General features: G+C 36.1%; 24 protein-coding genes, 1 tRNA gene and 1 pseudogene. 4 read left to right on the top strand and 22 right to left on the bottom strand.

The window, feature by feature from the left end:
- Nucleotides 1-246: 246 nt before the first annotated feature.
- Both msrA and K7I92_RS04915 read right to left on the bottom strand, forming a co-directional pair.
- Nucleotides 247-753, bottom strand: coding sequence for a peptide-methionine (S)-S-oxide reductase MsrA (gene msrA, locus K7I92_RS04910; protein WP_220282285.1), 507 nt, complete (start codon nt 751-753; stop codon nt 247-249).
- Nucleotides 754-765: 12 nt separating this feature from the next.
- Nucleotides 766-3,018, bottom strand: a complete 2,253-nt coding sequence (locus K7I92_RS04915; protein WP_220282286.1) for a Tex-like N-terminal domain-containing protein — start codon at nt 3,016-3,018, stop codon at nt 766-768.
- Nucleotides 3,019-3,106: 88 nt separating this feature from the next.
- Between K7I92_RS04915 and K7I92_RS04920 the strand changes: the two genes are divergently transcribed.
- Together K7I92_RS04920 and K7I92_RS04925 are read left to right on the top strand one after the other, a co-directional pair.
- Complete coding sequence (locus K7I92_RS04920; RefSeq protein ID WP_222150667.1) at nt 3,107-4,042, top strand: SPFH domain-containing protein; 936 nt, start codon at nt 3,107-3,109, stop codon at nt 4,040-4,042.
- Nucleotides 4,043-4,044: 2 nt separating this feature from the next.
- Entirely contained in the window at nt 4,045-4,314 is a 270-nt protein-coding gene (locus K7I92_RS04925; protein ID WP_220282287.1) for a hypothetical protein, read from the top strand.
- Between the two features lie 200 nt (nt 4,315-4,514).
- Here K7I92_RS04925 and K7I92_RS07495 read toward each other — a convergent pair whose 3' ends face one another.
- The 3 genes from K7I92_RS07495 to K7I92_RS04940 all read right to left on the bottom strand — a co-directional run bounded on the left by K7I92_RS07495 (nt 4,515) and on the right by K7I92_RS04940 (nt 6,394).
- Nucleotides 4,515-4,997, bottom strand: a complete 483-nt coding sequence (locus tag K7I92_RS07495) for a hypothetical protein (protein WP_255594353.1) — start codon at nt 4,995-4,997, stop codon at nt 4,515-4,517.
- 29 nt (nt 4,998-5,026) lie between these two features.
- Complete coding sequence (locus tag K7I92_RS07500; protein ID WP_255594354.1) at nt 5,027-5,221, bottom strand: phage replisome organizer N-terminal domain-containing protein; 195 nt, start codon at nt 5,219-5,221, stop codon at nt 5,027-5,029.
- A 147-nt stretch (nt 5,222-5,368) separates the two neighbouring features.
- Nucleotides 5,369-6,394, bottom strand: coding sequence for a YhcG family protein (locus K7I92_RS04940; protein ID WP_220282288.1), 1,026 nt, complete (start codon nt 6,392-6,394; stop codon nt 5,369-5,371).
- 93 nt (nt 6,395-6,487) lie between these two features.
- On the opposite strand from K7I92_RS04940, the pseudogene K7I92_RS04945 reads away from it, so the two are divergent.
- Nucleotides 6,488-6,814: pseudogene (locus K7I92_RS04945) on the top strand (IS3 family transposase); the annotation flags it as partial.
- 46 nt (nt 6,815-6,860) lie between these two features.
- Here the strand turns inward: K7I92_RS04945 and K7I92_RS04950 are convergent.
- From K7I92_RS04950 to K7I92_RS04995, 10 genes are all read right to left on the bottom strand, one after another.
- Complete coding sequence (locus K7I92_RS04950) at nt 6,861-9,563, bottom strand: AAA family ATPase (protein WP_220282290.1); 2,703 nt, start codon at nt 9,561-9,563, stop codon at nt 6,861-6,863.
- Nucleotides 9,560-10,690: an exonuclease SbcCD subunit D gene (locus K7I92_RS04955; protein ID WP_220282291.1), complete on the bottom strand. Its 1,131-nt coding sequence runs from the start codon at nt 10,688-10,690 to the stop codon at nt 9,560-9,562. Before K7I92_RS04955 ends, K7I92_RS04950 begins: the two co-directional genes overlap by 4 nt.
- Before the next feature lie 83 nt (nt 10,691-10,773).
- The gene (locus K7I92_RS04960) at nt 10,774-11,091 is read right to left on the bottom strand and encodes a hypothetical protein (protein WP_203244866.1); all 318 of its coding nucleotides are present in this window, start codon (nt 11,089-11,091) and stop codon (nt 10,774-10,776) included.
- Nucleotides 11,081-11,317 (bottom strand): hypothetical protein, encoded by a 237-nt coding sequence (locus K7I92_RS04965; protein WP_203244867.1) that lies wholly within the window; start codon nt 11,315-11,317, stop codon nt 11,081-11,083. The genes K7I92_RS04960 and K7I92_RS04965 overlap by 11 nt, the downstream gene beginning before the upstream one ends.
- Nucleotides 11,318-11,548: 231 nt before the next feature.
- Nucleotides 11,549-12,853, bottom strand: a complete 1,305-nt coding sequence (locus K7I92_RS04970; RefSeq protein WP_220282292.1) for a M18 family aminopeptidase — start codon at nt 12,851-12,853, stop codon at nt 11,549-11,551.
- A 2-nt stretch (nt 12,854-12,855) separates the two neighbouring features.
- Entirely contained in the window at nt 12,856-14,097 is a 1,242-nt protein-coding gene (locus K7I92_RS04975; RefSeq protein WP_220282293.1) for an aminopeptidase, read from the bottom strand.
- Nucleotides 14,094-15,269 (bottom strand): hypothetical protein, encoded by a 1,176-nt coding sequence (locus tag K7I92_RS04980; protein ID WP_220282294.1) that lies wholly within the window; start codon nt 15,267-15,269, stop codon nt 14,094-14,096. Before K7I92_RS04980 ends, K7I92_RS04975 begins: the two co-directional genes overlap by 4 nt.
- A 12-nt stretch (nt 15,270-15,281) precedes the next feature.
- Nucleotides 15,282-15,935, bottom strand: coding sequence for a prepilin peptidase (locus K7I92_RS04985; protein ID WP_220282295.1), 654 nt, complete (start codon nt 15,933-15,935; stop codon nt 15,282-15,284).
- A 35-nt stretch (nt 15,936-15,970) separates the two neighbouring features.
- Entirely contained in the window at nt 15,971-16,417 is a 447-nt protein-coding gene (locus K7I92_RS04990) for a hypothetical protein (protein ID WP_203244872.1), read from the bottom strand.
- Nucleotides 16,418-16,515: 98 nt separating this feature from the next.
- Complete coding sequence (locus tag K7I92_RS04995) at nt 16,516-17,871, bottom strand: DUF349 domain-containing protein (RefSeq protein ID WP_220282296.1); 1,356 nt, start codon at nt 17,869-17,871, stop codon at nt 16,516-16,518.
- Nucleotides 17,872-17,993: 122 nt separating this feature from the next.
- On the opposite strand from K7I92_RS04995, the gene K7I92_RS05000 reads away from it, so the two are divergent.
- On the top strand, nt 17,994-18,512 hold the full coding sequence (locus K7I92_RS05000) for a GNAT family N-acetyltransferase (RefSeq protein WP_203244874.1): 519 nt from the start codon (nt 17,994-17,996) through the stop codon (nt 18,510-18,512).
- 171 nt (nt 18,513-18,683) lie between these two features.
- Here K7I92_RS05000 and K7I92_RS05005 read toward each other — a convergent pair.
- From K7I92_RS05005 to K7I92_RS05035, 7 genes are all read right to left on the bottom strand, one after another.
- Nucleotides 18,684-18,756, bottom strand: a tRNA-Asn gene (locus K7I92_RS05005).
- 226 nt (nt 18,757-18,982) lie between these two features.
- A complete protein-coding gene (locus K7I92_RS05010) occupies nt 18,983-19,915 on the bottom strand; it encodes a transketolase family protein (RefSeq protein ID WP_220282297.1) in 933 nt (310 codons plus the stop codon).
- Nucleotides 19,915-20,730, bottom strand: a complete 816-nt coding sequence (locus K7I92_RS05015) for a transketolase (protein ID WP_220282298.1) — start codon at nt 20,728-20,730, stop codon at nt 19,915-19,917. The genes K7I92_RS05010 and K7I92_RS05015 overlap by 1 nt, the downstream gene beginning before the upstream one ends.
- A 208-nt stretch (nt 20,731-20,938) precedes the next feature.
- Nucleotides 20,939-22,990 carry an FtsX-like permease family protein gene (locus tag K7I92_RS05020; RefSeq protein ID WP_220282299.1) on the bottom strand — a complete coding sequence of 684 codons (2,052 nt, stop codon included), beginning with the start codon at nt 22,988-22,990 and terminating at the stop codon, nt 20,939-20,941.
- Nucleotides 22,983-23,750 (bottom strand): ABC transporter ATP-binding protein, encoded by a 768-nt coding sequence (locus K7I92_RS05025; RefSeq protein WP_220282300.1) that lies wholly within the window; start codon nt 23,748-23,750, stop codon nt 22,983-22,985. The genes K7I92_RS05020 and K7I92_RS05025 overlap by 8 nt, the downstream gene beginning before the upstream one ends.
- 89 nt (nt 23,751-23,839) lie before the next feature.
- Nucleotides 23,840-24,772 (bottom strand): HAMP domain-containing sensor histidine kinase, encoded by a 933-nt coding sequence (locus tag K7I92_RS05030; RefSeq protein ID WP_220282301.1) that lies wholly within the window; start codon nt 24,770-24,772, stop codon nt 23,840-23,842.
- On the bottom strand, nt 24,769-25,425 hold the full coding sequence (locus tag K7I92_RS05035; protein WP_203244880.1) for a response regulator transcription factor: 657 nt from the start codon (nt 25,423-25,425) through the stop codon (nt 24,769-24,771). The genes K7I92_RS05030 and K7I92_RS05035 overlap by 4 nt, the downstream gene beginning before the upstream one ends.
- Nucleotides 25,426-25,461 lie beyond the last annotated feature (36 nt).

Here is a 25,461-nt window from a genome sequence, read left to right on the forward strand (position 1 = left end):
GTAGTCGTTCTTTATTTATAGGTTTTGACCTGTAAATTAAAGTCTACTTTTTTTGACAGTTTCTATGAATGTTCAGTGAAAATGCCCCAAGAAAAGACAGAGAATATCCAGATGGATGGTGAAAAAGAAGAGTTTGTCCTAATCTTCCAGTCGGATTAAATGTTACACAATGGTCTATCGAAAAAGGCATCTTACTAGATGCCTACAAAAGAATTTCTTTACTCGTTAAAGAAGAGAATTTCTATTTTAATGATGATTTAACGCTTCTATCTTTTGATAAATACCAAAAGGAATATGACAATATCCCCTTGGATTTTTTTCTAAATAACGTTGATGGTATTCCTCGGCTGGATAAAAGACTTCTAATTTATGAATAGATACATAGAAAGAGTTGTGTTTTCTCTTTTCAAGGGCAAAGTATTCTTCAAGGATAGATTTATCTTCCTCATTTTCATAGTACACACCAGGCAAATATTGATCACCAATATCATTACCCTGACCATTCTCCTGTTCCACACAAACAAAGAGAAAGAATGCTTTTAAAATGGTGTTTAAATCCACTTCATCACTATCATACTTCAATTCCACGGCTTCTTTATAGCCGGTCAATCCCGTGCAAACCTCTTGATAGCTTGGATTATCACCATATCCATTCACATAGCCGACCTTTGTGTCCATTATGCCGTTTAATAAACGAAAAGCTTTTTCAACACCCCAGAAACAACCACCCGCCATTACAATTTTCTTTTCCATAAACACTCTCTCTTAGTGCTTCTTAAAGCGTGCGGTTAAACGTGATAACGCAGCTTCCATCGTTACTTCTTTTTTCTTTGGTTTGCGATTTTTAGAAGACTTACGATACTTCACTTGTGCATCTCTTTCTTGTAGCTTATCTAACGGTAATAACGATAACTGAACCCGTTCACGATTGGTATCAATCGCATATACCCAAACGGTCACAATATCCCCAACGGATAAAATCTCACTTGGATGCTTGAATTTCTTCATTGCCATGTGCGATATATGGGCTAAACCGTCTTCATGTAAACCAATATCAATGAAAGCCCCAAAGTCAACTACATTGCGAACCGTGCCACTTAACCGGTCCCCTACATGAAGATCTTCTAAACTTAGAACATCACTCTTCAACAAAGCCCCGTCAAACTGATCACGATAATCACGCAATGGCTGACGAATCGCTTCTTCAATGTCCTTTAATGTATAGGCATCAATCCCTAAATTCTTATCCTTTGAACCATCGATAACAATATCTTCTTGACCTAATTGAGTAATACCGTAGGCTTCCATAACCTTACGAGCCGCTTCATAACTTTCTGGATGAATAGAGGTTTGATCTAATGGTTCTTCCCCACCTTTGATACGTAAGAAACCGGCGGATTGGGTATACGCCTTAGGACCTAGCTTCTTAACTTTTAATAATTGTTTACGATTGGTGAAACGACCATTTTCATTACGATAATTCACAATTTCTTGAGCGATTCCGGCATTTAAACCGGAAATATGGGTCAATAATTCCTTTGAAGCCGTGTTTAAGTCTGCCCCTGTTCGATTGACCACTTTCATCGTTGCTTCTTCTAAGCGTTCCGATAGTTTCTTTTGTGGTAAATCGTGTTGATACTGACCGACACCGATGGATTGCGGATCAATCTTAATCAATTCCGCCAGTGGATCCAACAAGCGTCTGCCAATGGATACAGCCGATCTTTCTTCAACGGCTAAATCAGGGAATTCAGCACGAGCTTCCTCTTGCGCTGACCAAACGGAAGCTCCTGCTTCCGAAACAATCGCATACGCAATATCCAATTGATTTTCACGAATAACATCAGCCACTAACTTTTCAGATTCACGAGAAGCAGTACCATTACCAATTGCGACAATTTGAACTTGGTATTTTTGCATCAAAGTCAGTAATTTCTTCTTAGAAGTTTCCACATCCTCTCCCTTTTTCGAGAATGGAAAAATCTTTTGTACCGTAAGTAGCTTTCCCGTTTCATCGATCACCGCTAATTTACAACCATTGAAATATCCCGGGTCAAAGCCCAATACCACTCTTCCCTTCAAAGGAGCTTGACTTAATAGCTTCTCTAAATTCATTGAGAAAATTTCAATCGACTTACCTTGTGCTCTCTCACTTAAGTCCGAACGAATTTCTCTTTCAATCGAAGGAAATAGTAATCGCTCACAACCATCTTTTGAAGCTAAGGCCAACTGTTCTTGAGCAACCGTTTTTTCGCCTTTCAACAATTCTTCCAAGGCTTCTTTTTCTAAATAATCCTTGTCATACACAAAGGAAACGGTAATCACTTTTTCCTTTTCGGCTCGATCCATCGCCATCACACGATGGTCTGCCACATAACTAATTTTTTCACTACGATCATAATACATTTCATAAGTACGCTTCTCATCTTTTGCGTCTTTTTTTAACCTGGTTTGAAGTTGTCCTGAGGTTAAAATAAACTCTTTAAAACGCCAACGCTGTTTCGCTTTATCCGACACAAATTCAGCAATAATATCTCTTGCTCCCTGTAGGGCTTCTTCAACACTTGGCACATTTTCATTCACAAACTTCTCAGCCGCTTGTTCTACACTAGCTTCCACCGGTAAAGCCAATAACCAATCCGCCAATGGTTGTAGCCCTTTCTTAACCGCCTCGGTCGCTCTTGTCTTTTTCTTCTGAGCATAAGGACGATAAACATCTTCTACTTGCGATAACTTCTCACAAGCCTTAACTTCCTTTTCTAATTCAGGTGTTAATTTACCCTGTTCGGCAATCAACTTTAAAACCGCTTCTTTTCTTTCAGCTAATTTGTTTTGATAATCAAATTGTTTCTGAATAAAAAAAATCTGCTCTTCATCCAATCCCTTCGTCGCCTCTTTACGATAACGGGCAATAAAAGGAACAGTATTTCCTTCTTGTAATAAGGATAAGCTGTGTTCCACCTGTTCTAATTGTATTTGTAATTCTTTTGCGATATTTTGAATGATTTGTTCGTTCATAATTTTTCTCCTTACTTTATTATCATACCATTATTTTTTTCGATAAAAATTTTGATATACTGATAAAGGAATAAGGAGGTATTATTGTATGCCTATATTTGTTTATTGGATTGTTGCTTTTATGCTTGTGTTAGCCATTTTAGTTAGCACGCTAAATGTTGTCCCACAAGAACACGCTTATGTGATTGAAAGACTAGGTCGTTACCACACAACATGGGATGCCGGCATTCATATTAAGGTTCCTTTGATTGATCGAATCGCAAAAAGAATGCTTTTAAAAGAACAAGTTGCTGACTTTGCGCCTCAACCGGTTATTACAAAAGACAATGTTACAATGCAAATTGACTCAGTGGTTTACTTTAAGGTTTTCTCTCCTCATCAATATGCCTATGGGGTTGAAAATCCAATTATGGCAATGGAAAATCTAACTGCCACAACACTTCGTAATATCATTGGTGATATGGAATTAGACCAAACACTAACATCACGTGAAGCCATCAATAGCCAAATGTTACAAACAATTGATTTAGCAACGGATCCTTGGGGAATTAAAATTACCCGTGTTGAATTGAAGAACATTCAACCACCGGCGGCGATTCGTGAATCCATGGAGAAACAGATGAAAGCTGAGCGTGAGAAACGTGCTGCCATCTTAACTGCTGAAGGTGAAAAACAAGCTATGATTTTAGCTGCTGAAGGTAATAAAGAATCCGCTGTCTTAAATGCGGAAGCCAAGAAACAAGCAACGATTTTGGCCGCTGAAGCTGAACGTGAAAAAGAAATCAAAGAAGCAGAAGGTCGTGCCGAAGCAATTCGTGCCATTCAACAAGCTACCGCGGAAGGTTTAAAAGCCATTAAAGAAGCCGGTGCTGATGAAACGGTTATTAAACTAAAGAGCTTAGAAGCCTTTGCCCAAGCTGCGAATGGTCAAGCCACTAAGATTATTATTCCTTCTGAAATTCAAGGCATTGCCGGTTTAGCTAAGGGAGTTTTTGAGACAATCAAAGAAGAAAAGAGTAAATAATCATGGAGTTTAGAATAATCTTATTCACTTTAGTCATTATCACAGTTGTGTTCTATCTTATGATTATTGCTATCCTTTCCAGGATGAGGCATGCCGAAACCCATAAGCCGGCCAAGTTTGAAGACCTTAAAGTTAAGCTGGAAAAGTATCTTGGAAATGTGAATTCCGACCAATTCCCCCAGCCAAAAATTCTGGATAAGCCAGAGGCTGAACAAGGTTATGTAGTTTTAAATGGTATTAAAAGAAAACTTGAAGATTGCAAAGATTTATAAGAAAAATGGAGAAAACAAATGAAGTGACCCCCAAAAGTTAGACCAAAATCTAACGATTAGGAGGTCACATCACTTTCATTCTCCTTTTTTCTATTAAGTGGTGGATGTGTTTTAAGGCTTGTTTTTTATCTTAATGATACTTAGATACCTCTTTTAGCTTTAATGCTCTAAAAACACCTTTCCACTTCGTTATATGATAGTTATAGACTGTCGCTATCCTCATAGTTGGTTGAATAGGTTTTAGAACTTCCATTTTGAATATTTTTCTGTGTTAATTTTTCTTTGTCCTGTTCATACCAATTAAGGATTGTTACATAGTGGTCTTTGTAGTCTTTTCCTGAACTTTTGATATATCTTGATAATTTTTCAATCATCGTATCGGTATGACCTTGTAGCTTATCTTTTAGCTTTTGGTATTCTTCATCAGTTAAGCGGATATTTTTATGTTCTCCGTAAAGGATTGGTGTGGACATCCCAGTTTCTTCTTTCCCCTCTATTCTCTTATATCTAATATCTAATCTCTTATCTCTATTCTCCGGCGGACAAATGTCCGCCACTTGTCCACCATCATTTAGACAAATGTCCTCTAAAAGTCGTATTTTTTCTTGATTTTCAAGCCTTGCTTTTCGCTTTCTTTCGCCCTCTGTTGATGATTTTCCAATGAAAAGCTCTATATCTGCCATATACAAAATGTTATCGGGTAATTGGTCTATCAGTTCCAACTCCAAAAATATTTTTTATCTCTGAAGATCAGCTTGTCGTTGTTTTTAAGGCTCATCAGATACAATTTTAATAAAATGTTGGAATACATTACTCTGTCTTTCATACTCTCAAGCAAGGTTATGGTTTCACTTGTAAAGAAATCTTCCTTTAGCTTGAAATAATAGTATTTTTTGTTATCACTCATTTTCCTCTCCTTGCAAAAAAAGAGAATCAGATTATTATTCCACTTCTCTCATTCATAAATTATTTTGTTTTCTATAATTGTGCAACGCCCGTTGCATAATCTTCAATTAGTCAGATGCCATCTGACCAATTGCATCTTCCATTGACTTTATTTTTCCTTATAATTCCTTAAAACTCTCTCAACTTGTTCTTCTAATTGTTCTCTATCAGGAATATATAAAGTATACTTAGAAGCAAATATCTTATTGGACAAACTACCAAGTGCATATTCTGCCTGTATACTGTCCTTATCAGTGCAAAGGATAATTCCAATCGGTTCATTATCCGTATCGTCATTAACTTCCGCCTTGTAGTAGTTAAGATACATATTGATTTGTCCGACTGCTTCCGACATTAGTTTTCCTGTTTTAAGTTCAATCAAAACATAGCTCTTAAGTATCTTGTTGTAAAATACCATATCAACATAATAATGGGTATTCCCAAGTGTTACTCTTTGTTGTGAGCCTACATACATAAAGCCCTTGCCAAGTTCAAGCAAAAATTTTTCAATATGAGTTATTAAGGCTTTTTCTAAATCACTTTCCATAATCGGCTTTTCTTCAGGTAGTCCTAAAAATTCAAATACATAAGGGTCTTTTACAACATCACTTGCCTTATTTATTTCATTTCCCTTTAGAGCTAACTCTAATACCTTTTCTTTATTTTCATCTCCTGATGAAAGTAAAAGTCTTTCAAAAAGTGATGTCTTTATCTGTCTTTTTAGTTCCCTTACAGACCAATTGGCATTGATAGTTTCTTTTTCATAAAAACTTCTTTTCTTCTCATCGCTTATGGAAAGTAATTCACAATAATGCGACCAACTTAATTTTCCAGACACTGTCTGGAAAATTGGAAAACTCAAATAAAAATTTCTCATGTTAAACAAGTTGGATTTTGAAAATCCCTTGCCATATTCTTTTATGAGCCTCTTTGATAAGTCTGTTACTAACTGTTTTCCATACTCTGCTCTATCTGAATTTCCTTGTTCATCTTCTACGATAATTCGCCCAATCTCCCAGTAGGTTTGAATAAGGATATTATTAACTTCTATTGCAACACTATTTCTTGCATTATCCATCAATTCTTTAATGCTGCTATAAACATCTCTATGAATTTTATCCATTTCATTATTCATATAGCTACCACCTCTTTGTCTACTACAGTTTTGATTATTATACCATAAATATTGAGTATATTCAATATTATGTTACTTATATGAAGCGAAACGATTCTGCATTCAGATTAAGATTGGCAATATCAAATGAAGAAATATCAGCGCATGCTTAAAGAGCATGGCATAATACAGAGCATGTCTGGAAAGGGAAACTGTTTAGATAATTCTGTCATGGAAAACTTCTTCGGTCTACTTAAGGCAGAGATGTTTTACAAACATGAATTCAAATCTACAGAACACCTAATTTCTAAAATTGAAGCATACATTGACTATTACAACAATAGACGAATTAAGTGCAAGTTAAAAGGACTGAGTCCTGTGCAATACAGAGTTCAGTTCAAAATCATTTCTCCATTTTGTTTTTATGTGATTTTAAAATAATGCCTGGCGCTGATTATCTGCTAATCTAAAGCTTTCAATCCATACTCTATTCTCCAATGATTTTTATTGTACTACCAGTTTGAAACTCTTTTGTGACAATAATTTTCTTTTCAACACGTTCCTTTAATTCTTGCACATGAGAAATAATCCCGACCAAACGATGGTTACCGGCCGTCTTTTCTAAAATCAACATGACCTTCTTCAATAGCTCTTGATCCAAGCTGCCAAACCCTTCATCAATAAAGATGGTTTCCATTTCAATACCCCCATGTAAAGAACGTATCGCATCCGCCATGCCCAAAGCCAGTGATAAAGAAGCCATGAAAGCTTCCCCACCACTTAAAGTATGCACTGGGCGACTTTGTCCACTATACAAATCTTGAATATCCAAAGCCAAGGTTTGTTCACTTTGACCACTTTTCCGACTCGTTCGAACTAAGGCATATTGACCATCTGCCATCTGTTGAAACCGCTCATTCGCAAAGCCGAGAATTTGATCTAAATAAAGACTTAAAACATACGCATCCAAACTCAATTTATTACCATCTTCCCCCGATCTTACATAGTATTTCGTTATATCCTGTTTCCAAACCAACGCTTGCATCTTCGCCTCTTGTTTCTGATAAGCATGTTTTACTCGTGTATAGACCGCTTCTATCCTTTGTAACTGTGCATATAAAGTTTGTTTCTGATGGTCCAACTCTTCTCTTAGCTCGCTGTTCAATTTGATTTCTTCAACCAATTGATTAAAATCGAAAACCAACTCTTCTTTTAATTGCTTGGAAAGAGTTTCTATCTGAGCCACTAAAGTAACCAAGGATAATTTCCCTTGTTGCAAATCATCTTGGTACTGCTTTTTTTTCTTTGTTAAATTGGCAAGAAGGCGTTGTTCTTCTCGGTATTTCTCTTCCGCTTCTTCCTTTTTAAAAAGAGGTAAATCTTTCTTTTTTAGATGATACTCCACATGAATACTCTTTAACCGGAGCTTTTCTTCTTGAAGCTTTACTTGGTCTTGTTCAATCTCTTTTCTTAATTCATGGATGCTATTTTCTCTTTGCCGGAAGACTTCCTTTTGTTGCTCATTATCTTTCAGAATAGATTTTTGCGTTTGTAACTCCTTTTTGGATTGCCGGTATTGCTTTTGCAACTTTGTATAAAACACTGTCCATTCTTCCATTGAAATAGAATACTTTTCCGCCATTTCTTTTAAGCTTTTTTCATCATGCTTTAAAGAAGTCTTTTCTTCACTCATTCTTTGTGAAAAATAAAAGCGCTTTTGATTGAAAGTTTGCACTTTTTCTTTCAAAAATTGAATTTGATTTTGGTTATAAACCTTTTCACCTTTGGGAGTCGGCTTTGGATGATGCAAGGAACCACACACAGGACAAGGCTTACCTTCTTGTAAATTTTCTGCCAAAATACCGGCTTGTTCTTGTAAGAAACGACTTTGTTGAAATTCATATTCTTGTTGTAAGTTACCATATTCTTGTTGTAAATCTTGATATTCTTTTACATGCTTTTGGTAGTCCATCTTATTTTTTTCATACGCTTCTTTTCTCGATAAAGCCTGTTGAAATTCATTTAAAGAAAGACTTTCTTTTTCTAAATCCATTTCCCGTTTCTGGACAAGTAATTTTTGTTGGCCAAGTTTTTCATCTATGTTTTTAAAATCTTCTTGCTCTTTTTGCTGATGCACAAGACTATCTTGTTTTAAGATTAGTTTTGTTTGTGCTTCCTTGACGAAATGTGTTTGTTGCTTAAGCTTTATTTCAAGTTCATCCACCACTTGATAAAGAGAAAGCTGTTCCTTCAATTGATTTAATTCTTTTTCTTTTTGCTTAAAAAAATCTTCATTGCATTCCTTTTGGAAAGTTTGCCATCTTGCTTCTAAAGATTGATAGTCTTTTTCTAGCATCAGTTTCTTTTCTTGTGCTTTTTTATAGTCCAAACGATTTTTTTGCCGGTCTAGGAATTTTTGTTTCTGAATATTTTGTTCTTGAAGAGTTAAGTCTATCTGTTCCAGTTTCGATACAATTTCTTGATATCGAAGATAATCGAATTCTTGCTTATTTTTCAACAAGTTTAACTCTTCTAAAATGGTTTTACCATCTAATTGGAAATGAACTTCTTCTAAAAGACGCTCAATCTCTTTCTTGGTTTCATTCACTTCCTTTTGAAGATAATCCACCTCTTTTTTACTTCTTTCAATAAATGAACTGAAAGCTGACACATCAAAAACCGTCTTTAATAGCTCCGCTCTTTCATTACCTTTTTTCAAGAGAATATCACGGAATGTTCCTTGGGCAATCATCACCACTTGACGAAATTGTTTTTTATCCAAACCAATGATGTCTTTAATTTTTTCATTGATTTCTGCTTGTTTAGATAAACTTTTTCCATCCGGCAAAGCTAAATAACATTTTTGATGAACATCACTGCCATCCTTTTTTAGCTTAAAAGAGCGATGAACGGTGTACACCAAACCCTTATTTTCAAACTCTAGTTCAACAATGGTTTCCACTTTTCTATCTTGTTCCTGACGATTTCTAAAATCGAACGGTCTATGTAGCTCTTGACCACTTTGTTCACCATATAAAGCGTAGGAAATACCATCAAAAAGCGTCGTTTTCCCGGAGCCTGTATTTCCCCAAATTACAAAGATACCATTCTGCCCTAATTGGCGAAAATCAATAACCGTCTTTTTTTGATACGACGAAAAAGCCTGTAGTGTTAGTTGTAGAGGTCTCATTCTTTTTCTCCCTCATTCCATATCTTTTGAACCCATGCCAGTTGTTCATCACTTAAATCATGACCGCTGACCTGCTGATACCATGTAGCAATAATTTCCAACGGATTTAAGGATTTCATATTGGTATTGGATTGTGTTTGTTGCAAATTGTATTTTCTTTTTGCTGGAATAATACTCATGTAATTCGGGTATTTCTTTGCGATTTCCGAAATAGAAGTGTAAGGAAAATATTCATCGCTTAATTCAAAATAAAGATAGTCCATGGAATCAACAGCCTTTATTCCCATTAAAACATCCTTTATTGTTGCTTTAATGAATTTTACTTCATGTCGTGGTTGTAAAGGGATTAATTCTATTTCTAAACTTCCTTTTTCTTTTAAACTAAAGATAGGCATTGTTTTTGATTGGTTCGCTTCTGCTTTTGAATAGGCTAAAGGAGAACCGCTATAACGAATACGACCACTTGCATTCAAAATCGCTTCCGGTTTATGAATATGTCCTAAAGCCACATAATCAAAGTCTTCAAAAATGGGACTGCTGACTTCCTCTGAACCACCAATCATTAATTCTTCTGAGCTATCTTCACTTGGTTTACTAACACCAAGAACGAATTGATGTGCCACTAGGATATTTCTTTGTTTTGTATCTAACTTTAAATCTTCTAATAAAAGATGATAACCTTCTTTTAAACGAGGTGTTTCTTCTAAATGAAGAGCATTTTTAATATCAAAGCGATTCATGTAGGGAATGCTATAGATATAAATTGGTCCATATTCATCCTTTAAGACAATAGCTTGGTTTGAATAGTTGGTTTGTAGATAGATATCGCCTTGCTTGAAAAAGCTTGAACCAAAGGCTAAGCGGGATGAACTATCATGATTGCCGCTGATTAAAATTACTTTGATTTCCTTTTCATGCAGTGCTTTTAAGAAGTTATTTAAAACTCCCATTGCTTCGATACTTGGAACTGATTTATCGTAAATATCACCCGCTATTAATAGACAATCCACTTTTTTTATTTCTAGTTGTTGTAAAATTTGGTTTAAAATATATCTTTGATCTTCTAAAAAAGAATGACCATTTACCACCTTCCCCAAGTGCAAATCGCCAATATGTGCAAACTTCATGTAGCCTCTTTCTGCTTTTATTATAACAAACAAAAAACAGAATCAGTTTCCTAACTCTGTTTCATAAAATTAGAAAATTAAAATCACCAATTCTCGCTATGGATTAAGACATATCTTATATGCCTAGCAAATCCCATTGGGATATAGATATACCTTAACCAAGAAGCCTCCAAACCCCTTGGCTTGAAAATAATATACGCAATAAAACCTATTACACCAATTAATCCTATTTTAATTAAATACTTCTGCGTAATTTCTTCTACATCGATAATATCAAAGGTAATAAAACCTATTATGAAAATCAAGGCATTCACAAAATCAGCCTGTGAAAACCATCCTATCAACAAGGAAATAGCGATATTCGCTATCATGATGATTCTTTTCTGCTGTTTAGTAAACATAATAATCAATCATCTTATATCTATGAACCCATCCTCTTGAGCCCATATTGCTTTCTTCACATTGAAATCTCGTTCGTGTTGCAAAGGTTCTCTTAGAAGGATAATTTCTATGTGCCAAAGCATCATCAATTGTCCCCGTGGAACAATCATCACAAGCCAGTACTTTTGTTGGTGCAAAGCCTATTAGCATGACAGCCGTTAAAAGTAAAACAGTGATTTTTTTCATTATATTCTTTTCCTTTCTAAGTAATATTCCATACCATATACTTTTTACTTTTTCTGTTTTTACTCTCCTTTCTTTTTCATGGCTTTAAAAATAAAAAGTACTTCTTATGTGATTTCATTCTATGCTCATTATTTATGAATGTAAACCCTTACAAAATATTTTTGTTTCGCTATTTTAAGTCATAAAAACCTAAATCTATCCTAAAGATAAATCTAGGCTTTCACGGTATATTTATTGCCATTTATAACCGGAATTAGTTTGTAATAAAGATCGACTAAAAAATTCCGCTAAAGCATCAATCAGATAAGCCGTATCCTTAACACCGGCCGTTTCAACCGGTGAGTGCATTGATAATTGAGCCAAGCCAACATCTACCGTCACCAAAGACACATGCGCATTGGAAATATTCCCTAAAGTACTACCACCACGAACATCCGAACGATTGGTAAATACTTGGAAAGGAAGTTCTTGGCTTTGACAAATATCCTTAAACAAGGCGGCACTAATACCATCGGTTGTATAGTGCTGATTGGCATTAAATTTAATCACAATTCCTTCATTCAATTTTGGGTGATTGACCGGATCATGCTTGGCAACATAGTTTGGATGTACTCCATGGGCATTATCCGCTGACACCATCATTGAATTCGCAATGACTTGTGGGTAACTATTCAGGTCATGTCCTAAAGCCTGATGAATACGACTTAAACAATCACTTAAGAACGTACTATCCGCTCCTTGTTTCGTTAAAGAACCGACTTCCTCATTATCAAAAATCACCATGACAGGAATACTATGCGCATCCTTAGCCCCTAAAAAGCCATATAAATTAGCGAAGGCACACTGCAAATCATCCAAACGAGGCGAAGTCAAAAACTCTTGGTTCATTCCCCAAACATAGGCTTTTTCTCTTGGATATAGGAATAAGTCATGCGAAAGAATATTTTTTTCCTCAATCTTCAACTTTTCCGCAAAATAGCGAAGAACTTGATTGTCTTTCTTTCCTTGCGCAATCATTGGCAATAAATCATTTTGAATATTATAACTATGATTTTCATTCGCATTACGATCTATGTGAATGGCTAAATTCGGAATCATAGCGATGGTTTCTTCAGAATTGACTAAATAGGAAGAAAAGAAATTCCCATCTTTCACAACCACTCTTCCGGCAATCCCTAAAGGACGATCAAACCATGGCGCCATCAACATGCCACCATAGCCCTCAACATTCAATTGAAGATAGCCTTCTTTTTCAATCTCGCTATTCTCTTTCAATTTAAAACTAGGTGAATCCGAGTGTGCCGCTCCAATCATAAAGCCATGATAATCCTTACAAGGAACACGGAAAGCTAGGATACTAGAGCCATTTCGACAAACAAAATAACGCCCATCTTCTTCTAAGTCCCAATTTTCACTTTCTTGCAGCTCTGTATAACCACCACTTCTTAGTTTCTCTTTTACTTGATGAATCGCATGATACGCCGTTGGTGAAGCATTGATAAAATTCATCAATTGTTCATTCACATTTTTTATCATCACTATTCACCAATCACAAAGCCGCCTTTCCTAAACACCGGTACAACCGTTCCATCTCTTTGAATACCATCCACATCCATTCCTTTGGTACCAAACATAAAGTCCACATGCACTAAAGAGGTATTCATGCCACGCTTCTTTAGGCTTTCTTCTTCATCTGTTAAACCACCTTGAATGTTCTCCGGATAGGCACGCCCCAAAGCCAAATGGCAAGCCGCATTTTCATCAAATAAGGTATTAAAATATAAAATACCTGATTGTGAAATTGGAGAATTATATGGCACCAAAGCCACTTCTCCTAAATGCGAAGAACCTTCATCAAAGTTCAGCAGCTTATCCAAAGCTTCCTTTTCTTTTTCAGCTCCATATTCCACCACTTTTCCATTTTCAAAACGGAACCAGAAATTCTCAATCACTTTCCCCGAATAACTCAAAGGCTTAGAAGCGTACACAATTCCATTTACTCTATCTTTATGAGGCATAGAGAACACTTCTTCAGTTGGAATATTTGGCTCAAAGTGAATCCCAAAGAAAGAATCGGTACCACCACCTTCCCAAATATTTCCATCCACTAAGCCTACCTCTAAATCAGTACCCAGTTCAGAAGTGAAATGTAATTTTGTGAATTGATAGTCGGTCATTTTCTTGGCATACGCTGTTAGACGAGCATCGTGTTCCAACCAATTCTGTTCTGGATTAGACTGTTCATCCACCCTGGAAGCGGAAAAGATTGCCTTTTCTAAAGCACTATACGCTTCTTTTGGACTTAAATTAGGAAACACCAATTCCGCCCAATCTTGTGATGGTAAAGCAACGATTGACCATTGACCAATATTTTTCATTTGGTAGTCCATCAAGTCATCCATTTTTTCCGAGAAAGCTCTTGAATACGCACTAATCTTTTCTTGATCCAAATCCTTTAAGCCACCCGGACAATCCGATACCACCGCTAAAGAACACATCCCCTTATCCTGAAGATATTTGCGTTTATCATGAAGCCAATCCGGAATATTCTTTAATTGTTCTAAGCTTTGGTATTGGAATTTATGACGGCTTAATTCCTCATCACTCCAATCCACAATCACATCCGAAGCCCCAACTTCATAGGCCTCTTTTGAAACCATCCGCACAAATTCCACATCTCGAACATTGGCTCGCACCAATAAAGGCTGATCCTTTTGTACATGAACACCCATACGAACCGCCAATTTCGCTAATTTTTCATAAAGATTTTGATTTTTCATTTCGTTTCCCCCTCTTGTATCACTTCCATAACACGATTTAATTCTTTCATTTGATTTTCAAATTGTTGAATATCCACCACGAACCGACTTGTCCCAAAAGGATTGATAATAATTCCCATATCTTCCTTTTTAGCCTGACTTAAAACCTCTTGGAAAGGAACTTTCTTTAATTCCAAACCTTCTAATTCCACTAAGTCTTGATTCCGAAAGGCCTCTTTTGGACTAGTATAAATGGATTTCAAATAAGCATTGCTTGCCGGAATAAAGACTTTATCATACAAAATTGTGTTTTGTTCAAAATCACCCGTGTATTTTAATTGATAAAAGTCCGCCTTTTCAAATGAACAAAACAATTGATGAATATAATGATAATCCATCACATGCGACGGGACTTCTTTCAATAAACCATTCACATACTCACTCTTCGTCCTATCCTTAGCTAAATAGCCTGATAATAATTGATAAGCATTCACACTCAATTTTTCATTAAAGTGAACTTTCAAGCGAACCTTTTCTTCCTTTGCGGATTTCTTTTGAACATCTTGTACAAAGATTTCCTCTACTTTTCCCTCACTCAATACAACCGGTACGGTTTCACCACCTTTTTCAACCAATTGATCCAATAAAGAAACCCTCTCACCTTGAAAAATTTCTCCCCGAACAAAGCCTTCAATATAAGAACCATCAACCCGATCAATCAATAAACTAAAAGCTTCCTTTCCTTTTTGGTAGGATTTTTTCTTGTCTTTCCAAAGCAAAACATAATTTCCAAAGCGATTCAAGTACCATTTTCCCAGGTAATAAATACCAAAAGAACTGAGAATAACGACACTTATCTTTTGCGTGAAGGAATAAAGGTCTGCCTCTAAGTAACAAACATCCATTGCGTAATAAATCAAAAGAACACCGGCTTGTAATACCAGAGATAAATACACATAACGCCCTAAATGAAAGCGTTGGGAGATGATACGACCTTCTTCTTTATCCATGAATTTATTGATATAGTGTAATATCATCCAATGCACCAATTCTACATTCACAATGAAGTGATGGGTATACAACAGACTTATGTTATAAATAGGCGCTACGAGCCATTGGATTAGTAAGAACATTGACGCCAAGCCAAGGAATAGCGCAATCACCTGATTTAATCGAAGTAATAATTGTTTCATGCATTTATTTTATCATTGATATGTCAGAATGAGTAGTAACCAGCCCACCAGTAACAGCCATGGACCAAAAGGGATTCTTCTTTTCTTAGTACTAATCGCAAATAATAAACCAAAGCCGCTCGCAAGTCCTAACCATAAATGGAACAATTCCCATGGCAAGCCAAATAAAAAAATGCCGCACAAACAAATATCCCCCTCCCCCATCCATTGATTTCTTAAATAAGGGGAAATAAGGATACACACAACAGCGATAAGCCACTTCCCTTCTAATCCACGATAATAAAAGAAAGCCATTAACGAAGCACTCAACCATAAATCTGTGCTTTGTATTTTTTCGCTATACGCATCTTCTAATCCCATCTTTATGAATAAAAAAGATAAACTCATAAAAGGAAGAATAGGCATTTTCGAGCTTTGCCAAGCTAATCCTACCAAAAGACTATACACATCTATACCAAACCAAAAAAGTGGAATAGCTTGTTTACAATAGGAGCATTTTCCTTGATTCAGTAAGTAGCCCAACATAGGTAGCTTCATCCACCACTTCAATTCCTTATAACAAAAATCACAGACACTTTTCCCTTTTTGACCACGATGAAAATAATGCCGATACGAATAGGTTAAACAAAAACTGAACCAAGCCAATGAAAAAAGAACTTTCTCCATACTTATCTATTACCAAGCAAAGAGAAAATCCTTGTTTAATGAGGCATCTTTTTAACCGATACCGAATATTTCGCTAAATAGTCACGAAACTCTTCATATTGAGAAGGTTCAAAGAATAAGGCGTTGATTTTGTGAAAGTGTTCAAAGAATAAACTGGAATCTTTCCTAGATAAGGTTAATTGCCCTATTTTTTTATATTTAACTAAGGATCCCATTAGAACCACCCCTTTTGGTGATAAACCGGATTTCATATTCATATACATAATTCCCAAACCCAGGACCACGCCGGATTGAATGTAACGGAATGCTCCTTGGTTATGCATAAAGCCAACTATCGCTAATAACACAAATAAAACAAATACTGCCCAACGATTGCCTACCTTTGTTTCAACTTCAACTTGACTAGAATGCACCAACATCAATGTGAACATCGCAAAGACAAGCACATCTAACACTAAAAAAATCATTTGATTGACTGACATGTTTTTACCTCGTACCTACTATACCAAAAAGATTTTCTTTTTACTTCCTTTTACAAAGAAAAAGCTTAAAACGATGCTCATTTTAAGCTTCTAAAAAATTAGTTGATTTTATTCTTTAAATCTTCAATGTCATCCTTGATTTGTTCTAACATTGCTTTTTTGCGAGAAATTTGGCGTTCCATTTCATGTACTTCTTCGTAATCATCGACTTGGAAAACATCTTCTTGAAGTTGGTTGATTTCCTTGCGTAAAGATTCAGTCAACTCTTCTTTGTGAGCTAGAATATCTTGGAAACGTTGTTGATTGGCACCATGCTTCGCATCCCAGAATTGTTCCTTAACAGCCTTGAATTCTTCCCAGATACGATCATTATCTTTTCTTCCCGAGTATCCGGCTTCTCTCCAAGCCACATCTAAGCTCTTCATCTTTTCGGTATTTTCTTTATCTAAATTACCAGATGCGACAATTTCTTTTGCTTGTTCAATTAAAGCGTTTTTCTTAGCTAAGCTAGCACTAAATTCTTCATTTCTCTTCTTAAAGAACTCTTTACGTTCGGCGAAGAACTTTTGACGAGCTCCATTGAAAGCTTCCCACAATTGATCATCCCATTCACGACCGGCAGAACCTAAGGCTTTCCAATCGTTCATCCATTCATCCATCTTACTGGATAAAGCATTGTAATTCACATTCTTTTCCACTGCTTCTTGAACAAGCTTAATGAGCTCTTCTTTCTTCAGTTTAGCTTCACCACGAACGGTATCTAAATTAGCGAAATATTCCTTACGGCTCTTATTGAATTCTTTACGTGCTTTTTTAAACGATTCCCAAAGCGTATTTTCCTTTTCACCGGCATGACCAATATCTTGCCATTGTTCTTGCAACTGGCGGAAAGCCTCTTGTGTATCTTTCCATGCGGTTGAATTCTTCAATTCTTCCGCCTTTTGAACCAACGTCTCTTTTAAGCTTGCGTTTTGAACTGCTTTCTCTTTACGCGTTTTTAATTTTTCTAAAGATGCTTCAAACCAAGTCTTATATTCTTGTTCTTTCGCTGTTTTCCAATCTGGAATGGCTTCCCATTCTTTCTTAATAGCTTTTACTTCTTCTTCACTTGTTCCGGCGTTCAATGTTTCAACTTGACGGCATAAATCTTGTTTATGACGAACGTCTTTTTCTAATTCTTCAACAGCGTTTTCTTTAAATTCTGTTCCGTATTCAATATCTCCACCTTGGCTCGCCGGCTTTTGCCAAACAAGCATGGTGTATTCTCCATTGGATTCAATGCCATACCAACGACCATGACCATCTTCATGACCTTCTACCGCTAATGTTGGTTGTCCCTTTTCGTCAACAGCTCCATAAAGAACTTCGATGACCTTTCCATCAAATGTTTTATGCGACTTGATGGTAACTTTCGCATATTTTTCTTCATAACCTTGTAATGTCTTCCAATCCATTCTGTTTCCTCGTTTCTACCTACTGATTTTATGCGAAAAAGGGTATTTTGTCTAATGGTTTAAAGGATTTTTGACTTATCGCTTGAATAATGTTACTTGTTATGGTGCGTAGGGGGTATTTTATGAAATTCGAAAGAGAAATTCGAGAGCTTTATACTTCTGCTTTTCCACCTTTAGAAAGAATTCATTTTTGGGTATTGAAGAATATTCAAAAAAGAAAGAAAGGTAAGTTTTACCCAATTGTTCAACTTAATCATTTCATCGGGTTTTTCTTTACGATTGAAAATGAAACTTGTGTTTATTTATTCTTTTTTGCCTTAGACCCTTCCTTAAGAAATCAAGGTTTAGGTGGGAAAGCTTTGGATCATATGGTTGCTCGTTTTAAGCATAAAAAAGTTTTTCTTTTAACCGAATTAGTTGAAGAAAAGAATTCCCTTCCATATCGAAGAAAAAACTTCTATCTTCGTCATGGCTTTAAAGAAACACATTGTTACTTTAAGGAGAATTATGTTTGGTATGAAATGTTATGCCAAAGCGATGATTTTAGCCGAAAGGAATATCATCAATTGATGAAAGAGGCTTTTTCACCTCTTGAGTATCGTTTCTTCTTTAATCCACAAGACAGTAAAAGGGAATTCTAGCTAGGATAAAAACAAAGAATCCAAACCGATAAGCATCCGCAAAAACCTTTGTGCTATTCAATCGTTTAGAAAGAAGAACTAGAAGCCAAAGCACTTAAGCGTGCTACTTTTTAGGAAGTACTAAAAAAGATGCTTACATAACCTTTGTAAACACCTTTTTATACAACAAAGCGCCTTAAACAGGGCTCGAACCTGTGACCTAGCGGTTAACAGCCGCTCGCTCTGCCGACTGAGCTATTAAGGCGTGCTTAAATAATATACCACATATTTTTGGAAAATCAACCAACTTTTTAACTTTTTCCGTGTGCCAAAAAAATTAGAGGAGAAACCATTAAAAAGAACCGTGGGAATCACTTAATTAGCTGAAGGGTATTTATTATAGCAGAAAAGCCCCTTTCTTATGGGAAAATGAATTTTTCCAAACGATACACAAAAGCCTCGATTTTTCGAGGCTTTCCTTTTCAAACTTTCTAATGACTAGAAAGAACTTTTTTCACTTCTTCGCAGACACCATCACCATCTAATTTATATTTCTGCATCAGCGCTTTTGCACTACCGGATTCCGCAAAGCAATCCTGCATGCCAATTCGATGGATTATTCTTGGGCATAGTTTTGTTGAAATTTCGGCAATTAAACCGCCTAAGCCACCAATCACATTATGCTCTTCCGCCGTAAACACTTGGTCAAACTGACTTAAAATCTTTGCGATTTCTTCTTCTGAACAAGGTTTAATCGCAAAAACATCCACAACCGCAATACTCTTGCCCTCTTCTTGTAATTTATTCGCCGCTTCTAAAGCGGATTGAACCATTGATCCACAAGCGAAAATAACCGCATCCTTACCCTCTTTCACCATCTTAGGCTTCGAGAAATCAAAGACTTCCTTTTCATCATAGACATCTTCCACGGAAGATCGACCCAAACGAACATAACTTGGCTTATTCGTATGGGCTACATGACGAATGATTGCCTTTGTTTCAGTCGCATCACAAGGGACATACACTTCCATTTCAGGAATAACACGCATTAAGGCAATGTCTTCAATGGCTTGATGAGAGACCCCATCCTCACCGACTGAAATACCCGCATGCGTTCCACAAATCTTAACATTCAACTTTGGATAGGCAACGCTATTACGAATCTGTTCCCAAGCACGACCTGTACAAAACATCGCAAAGGAAGAAGCGAAAGCCGTATATCCACTCGCCGCTAAACCGGCCGCATGACCAATCATATCCGCTTCCGCAATACCCATATCAAAGAATCGTTCAGGTGCAACCTTTTTCGCTAAATTCGTTTTCGTACTACCGGCTAAATCCGCATCCAACACAACAATTTTTTTATTCTCTTGAACCAATTCTGCTAAAGCTTCACCATAGGCTTCTCTCGTTGCTTTTCCCATTATTGTACCTCCAATTCTTGCAATGCTTGTTCATATTGTTCTAGGTTGGGTGCCTTACCATGCCAACCGGCTTGGTCTTCCATGAAAGAAACACCTTTTCCTTTAATTGTTTTAGCAATAATCACTGTTGGTTGTCCTTTTGTTTCGCTAGCTTCTTTGAACGCGGCTCTTAATTGTGTAAAATCATGTCCATCCACACAAACCACATGCCAACCAAATGCTTTAAACTTTTCATCCAATGGATTTGGATTCATCACATCACTTGTGCGACCATCAATCTGTAAGCCATTCACATCAATAATGGCACATAAATTATCATTTTTATAATGGGCGGCAGCCATTGCCGTTTCCCAAATTTCACCTTCTTGAGACTCACCATCGCCAATTAAGCAATACACACGATGTGAATTACCGGCCAGCTTATTCGCTAAAGCCATACCATCCGCTGCCGCAAAACCTTGTCCTAAAGAACCGGTGGACATATCCACACCAACAACGTAATTCATATTAGGATGACCTTGTAATTTGGAATTAATCTTACGGAAAGTATCTAATTGTTCATCAGCTAATACGCCTTTTTCCGCTAACACCGCATATAACAACGGTGAAGTATGTCCTTTGGATAATACAAAACGATCACGATTAATTCCATTCACATTCGTTTCATCCATGTCCATGACTTCAAAAAACAATTCTGTCAAAATATCCGTTGCGCCCAGAGAACCACCCGGGTGTCCCGATTGAGCTGAGAAAATCTCTCGTAAAATGTTTTTACGAATGTTTTTAGCATGAGCTTGTAATTCTTTTATTTCCATTCAAAATTCCCCCGTTTCTTTCTTCAACCATTCTAACACTGAATAGAAGGAAAAGGAGACTTTAATAGAGAAAAAGATAGGTCTATTCCCTTATTTGCATACTACACTAAGATTTTTGCTTTGTATTTATCTCTGTAATGAGAGCCCCTTAAAACCATATAAAAATCCCAAAGCTTTTTTACAACTTTGAGATTAAATGAATGACTTTTTAGTGCTTTACAATATCGTAATATGTCCTTGTCGTTAAAGTATAGACAATATAGAAGAAGATTAGGTAAACAGCCAAACTGGCGAAGGTAATCCATGCAAACGTTGAAAAGCTAATCTTAACGATTATCTGCAACACCAAGTGCATAAATTTCGTGGCTGCCAAAACATGCATAGTCGCGATTAAGGGTGGTAAGAAGAATATAATCTTAACCTGTTGACGAATCGTCCTGTGAATCATCCTTTCATCCATACCAACCTTACGCATAATTAAATAGTTTTCACGGTCTCTTGTTCCCTCACTTACCTGTTTGTAGTAAATCACAAGTACGGATACCGATGTGAATAAAACCACCAACATACTCAACACATAGATAGTACCAACATGAATGCTTAATAGTTCACGATAATTCAGTCGCTTTGAATTAAGTAAGTAGCCATATTTTGAATTCGCTACATTCTTATGATATTCCGCTTCAATAACGTTTTTAAGATCATTCATGTACTTTTCTTCATCGATGGCTTGACCATTGTACTTAATCGTCAAATAATAACGACTTTCTTCTCCTAGTTGTTTTGCTTGCAAAACATTCACATTTGCCAGGCTTTCAACACTATCCACCACAATCACAATTTGTTTTAAAACCGTTGTATTTACAGCATTAAATAAGGTCGTATTGATATTCGATAAGGTTTGATACTTCTTCTTTGTACCAAAGTAGTTTAAATCCTTTCCTTGTAAGATATTATCCGGATCATAAACTGCCAATTCACCTTTTTTTAATTTCAAATTTGTTCCAAAAACTCGGTTGACATCCTCTTGCAACACATATGTTACCTGCACAGCATTTAATGCGTCCCAGCTGCTTCTTTGATCCTGCTCTTCAAAAGAAAATTCCCCATTTTTTAAAGTTAAAGTTCCACTTGTTGCACGGAAATAACTGATGTCTTGAGGTTGAATGTGGTGTTTCTCATTCAAAGTCGCAACCGCTTTTAAATAGCCTTCCGCTTCTTCGGTACTTGGAATTTTATAATAATGTCCATCTGATGCGTTCGTATCCTCATTTCGACTATATACAGAAATTTCATAATCACGAGGATATTGGTAATCAATGGTTGATTTAATCCCTATAACTAATGAAGCTGATATAGATAGAATGATAATAACCATCGTTGAAAGAATCGCAATGTTTCCTAAACCCACCGCATTAGCTTTCATACGGTATAAAAGATTTGAAATATTCACAAAATGTTCTGGTTGATAATAAACCTTCTTCTTGCTCTTACGCCATTTCAAATAAGTAATGGAACCTGCTGTAATCAAGCAATAAGTACCAATAATAACCGCTACCACCGCTACCACAAACATGGCGATTGCTTTTAATGGATTTTGAATTGTTAAGGCAAGATAATACCCAAAGCCCATAAATACCAAACCAATAAGAGCTAGCCAAGTCTTCGCTTTTGGTTCTTTCTCACCTTGAGAAGACAATTGTCTTAAACTAGAAATCGAATGCAATTGAATTTGGAAACCGGTCCGAATAAAGAAACCAAAGTATAAAGCCAAGAAAATAGAACAGGTATAGAGAATAGCGTTCGCTGAAATAAAGAAGCCAAACTTCACTTGACCATCTAAGAACATCGTCATGGCCGCAAAGATTAATTTATCCACTAAAATCCCAAGTGTAATCCCTAAAACAATCGTCCCTAGATATAAAAGTAATAATTCAATTAAAACCATGGAACGAATATGTTTCTTTTCTAAACCTAGGGTATTTAATAAAGAAAATTCTTCCTGTCTACCTTTCAATACAAAGGAATAGGCATAAAAACTAATAATTAAAGTCGCAATACCGACAATCCATCTACCCACAGTCAATACTTGAATAATATTTCTACCACCACGAGAATTTAAAATATAAGGATTCATTCCCATAGAAATGAAGTTATACATCATAAGAGTTAATAAACTCATCGCTAACAAGAAAGGCACAAACCGCTTTCGATCGTTATGAATATTTTGAATGGCTAATCGACTATATAGCTTAAACATGTTGCTCACCACCTACGCTCATCAAGGTGATGGTATCACTAATTCTCTTGTATAATTCTTCATCGTTTAAATCCCCACGGTAAAGCTGATGAAATAAATGACCGTCACGAATGAATAAAATACGATTGGCTTTACTAGCCGCCATAGTCGAATGCGTTACCATCAAAATGGTTTGCCCGGCTCGATTCAACGATTGAAATAAATCCAATAAGGTAGCGGAAGAATGGGAATCTAAAGCACCTGTCGGTTCATCCGCCAATAATAAATCCGGTTGCGTAATCACCGCTCTAGCAACTGCCACTCTTTGTTTCTGACCACCGGATAATTCATAAGGATACTTCTTTAATAAATTCTGAATATTCAAAGTCGGAGCAATTTCATCCAAGCGCTTTTTCATTTCACCATAAGGCTTGCGTGATAAAACCATCGGTAAATAAATATTATCTTCCACATTTAATGTGTTCATTAAATTAAAATCTTGGAAAATAAAGCCCAAATGTTCACGCCTAAACTGTGCTAGCTCTTTTTCTTTTAAAGAAGAAAAGGCCTTTTCTCTTAACGCAACCGACCCCTTTGTCGGTTGATCTAAGGTAGCTAAGATATTTAGTAAAGTCGATTTACCAGCTCCACTTTCCCCCATGATAGCGATAAATTCGCCCTCTTCCACCTTGAAGTCAACGTCTTCCAAAGCCACTACTTTTTGATTGGATAACTTGGAAGAATAAATTTTTTGAATATGTTTAATCTCTAATAAACTCATATCGGCTACTCTCCTTACACTCTTAGTCTAAAAGATGGAAAAAAGCTTCACCATTGATGAAGCTAACAATTAGCTTACAATCCTGTAAGCTACAATAATACATTCTTATTTTCAAAATGAATGTGTATCTTCGTTCCCACGCCCACTTGAGATTCAACGGAAATCGGATGATTTAATTGATGTGAAATCAAAGCCACTAGGTATAAACCATAGCCACTTGAATACTGCCCATGATGCCCATTTTGACCCGTATAGCCGGCCTCAAAAATTCTTGGCAAATCCTCTTTTGAAATTCCATAACCGGTATCTTCTATGATTAGCTCTTGTTTTTCTTCATAAATACAAATCTTTCCATTCGGACTATATTTAATGGCATTACTTAAAAACTGGTTCAGCATAAAAGACAACCATTTATTATCACTAAGTACCGATTGCTGAATATCTCTCAGCTCCAAAGAAATGTGATTTAAAATAAACAAAGGACGAAGTTGTTGCACACATTGACGCACCACTGTATCTAATTTCACTTCCCGAATGCTTAAATCTTGTTGATTATCCTTTTGTTTAGCATACATCAAAATCATATCCACCAATTGATTCATCTTGATCAATTGACTTTCTAAAACCAGTTTATCACTTTTTTCTTCCTCTAAAGCCAACTGTAAGGTAGATAAAGGCAACTTAATCTCATGTACCCACATTGTATAAAAATGTTGATTATCTTCTTGGATTTGTCGATCATTCAACTGTACTTTTTGAATGAGTTGTTGATAGCGTTGATAAATTTTACTTTCTTTTTTAGGTAAAACCGCATCGAATTCCACATTTTCTAAATGATCTGAATTCAATAAACGATTTCTTTCTTTTTGGATTTTATGTTTCTTTTCAAAACTAGATAACACAACGGGAATAGTCATAACGATTAAAGTGAAAGCCATTAAAACCAAAAATTCCATTGGTATTTGATATAAATGACCAAGCCCAAATAAAGCCGCCAGCCATAGGACAAATAAAAAAATCATACTAGACGATACCCCATTCCACGAATTGTTTCAATATGATAGGGAATATCCATTTCTTCCATCTTCTTACGCAAGCGAGACACATTCACTGTCAAGGTATTCTCATCCACAAAGTCTTCACTCTTCCATAAATAGTCCATCAATTCTTCTCTTTTCAAAATCTTAGGAGCTATTTTTAATAAGCATTTTAAAATCTTCGCTTCATTCGGGGAAAGAACCAATTCTCTTTCTTGGTAGTAAAGCGATAATTCTTCTAATTTCAATTCTTTGTATTGATAAAAATCAAGTTGAGCTTGGCTTCTTCTTAAAATCGCTTGTACCTTTGCGATTAGTAGTTCTAAAGAAAAAGGTTTTTGCAAGAAATCATCGCCACCCAAACTTAAAGCATGAATAATGTTCATTTCTTCATTCGCACTGGAAAGAAAAAGGATAGGTGTATTCGTTTCTTTGCGGATTTTTTCACACCAATAAAAACCATCGTAATAAGGTAAATGGATATCCAATAAAATTAAATCCGGTTGGTAGCTTTTCACCTCTTCATCCAAATGTTGAAAGTCTTGTGTTCGATGAGTTTGATAGCCCCATTTTTCTAAATTCTTTTGGATTTGAATGGATAAGGCATAGTCATCTTCAATTAGGTAAATAATACTCATGATACTATTATACCAAAATCATTTTTAGTATTATAA

The organism is Bulleidia sp. zg-1013 (assembly GCF_019798045.1).
Lineage (GTDB): Bacteria > Bacillota_I > Bacilli_A > Erysipelotrichales > Erysipelotrichaceae > Bulleidia.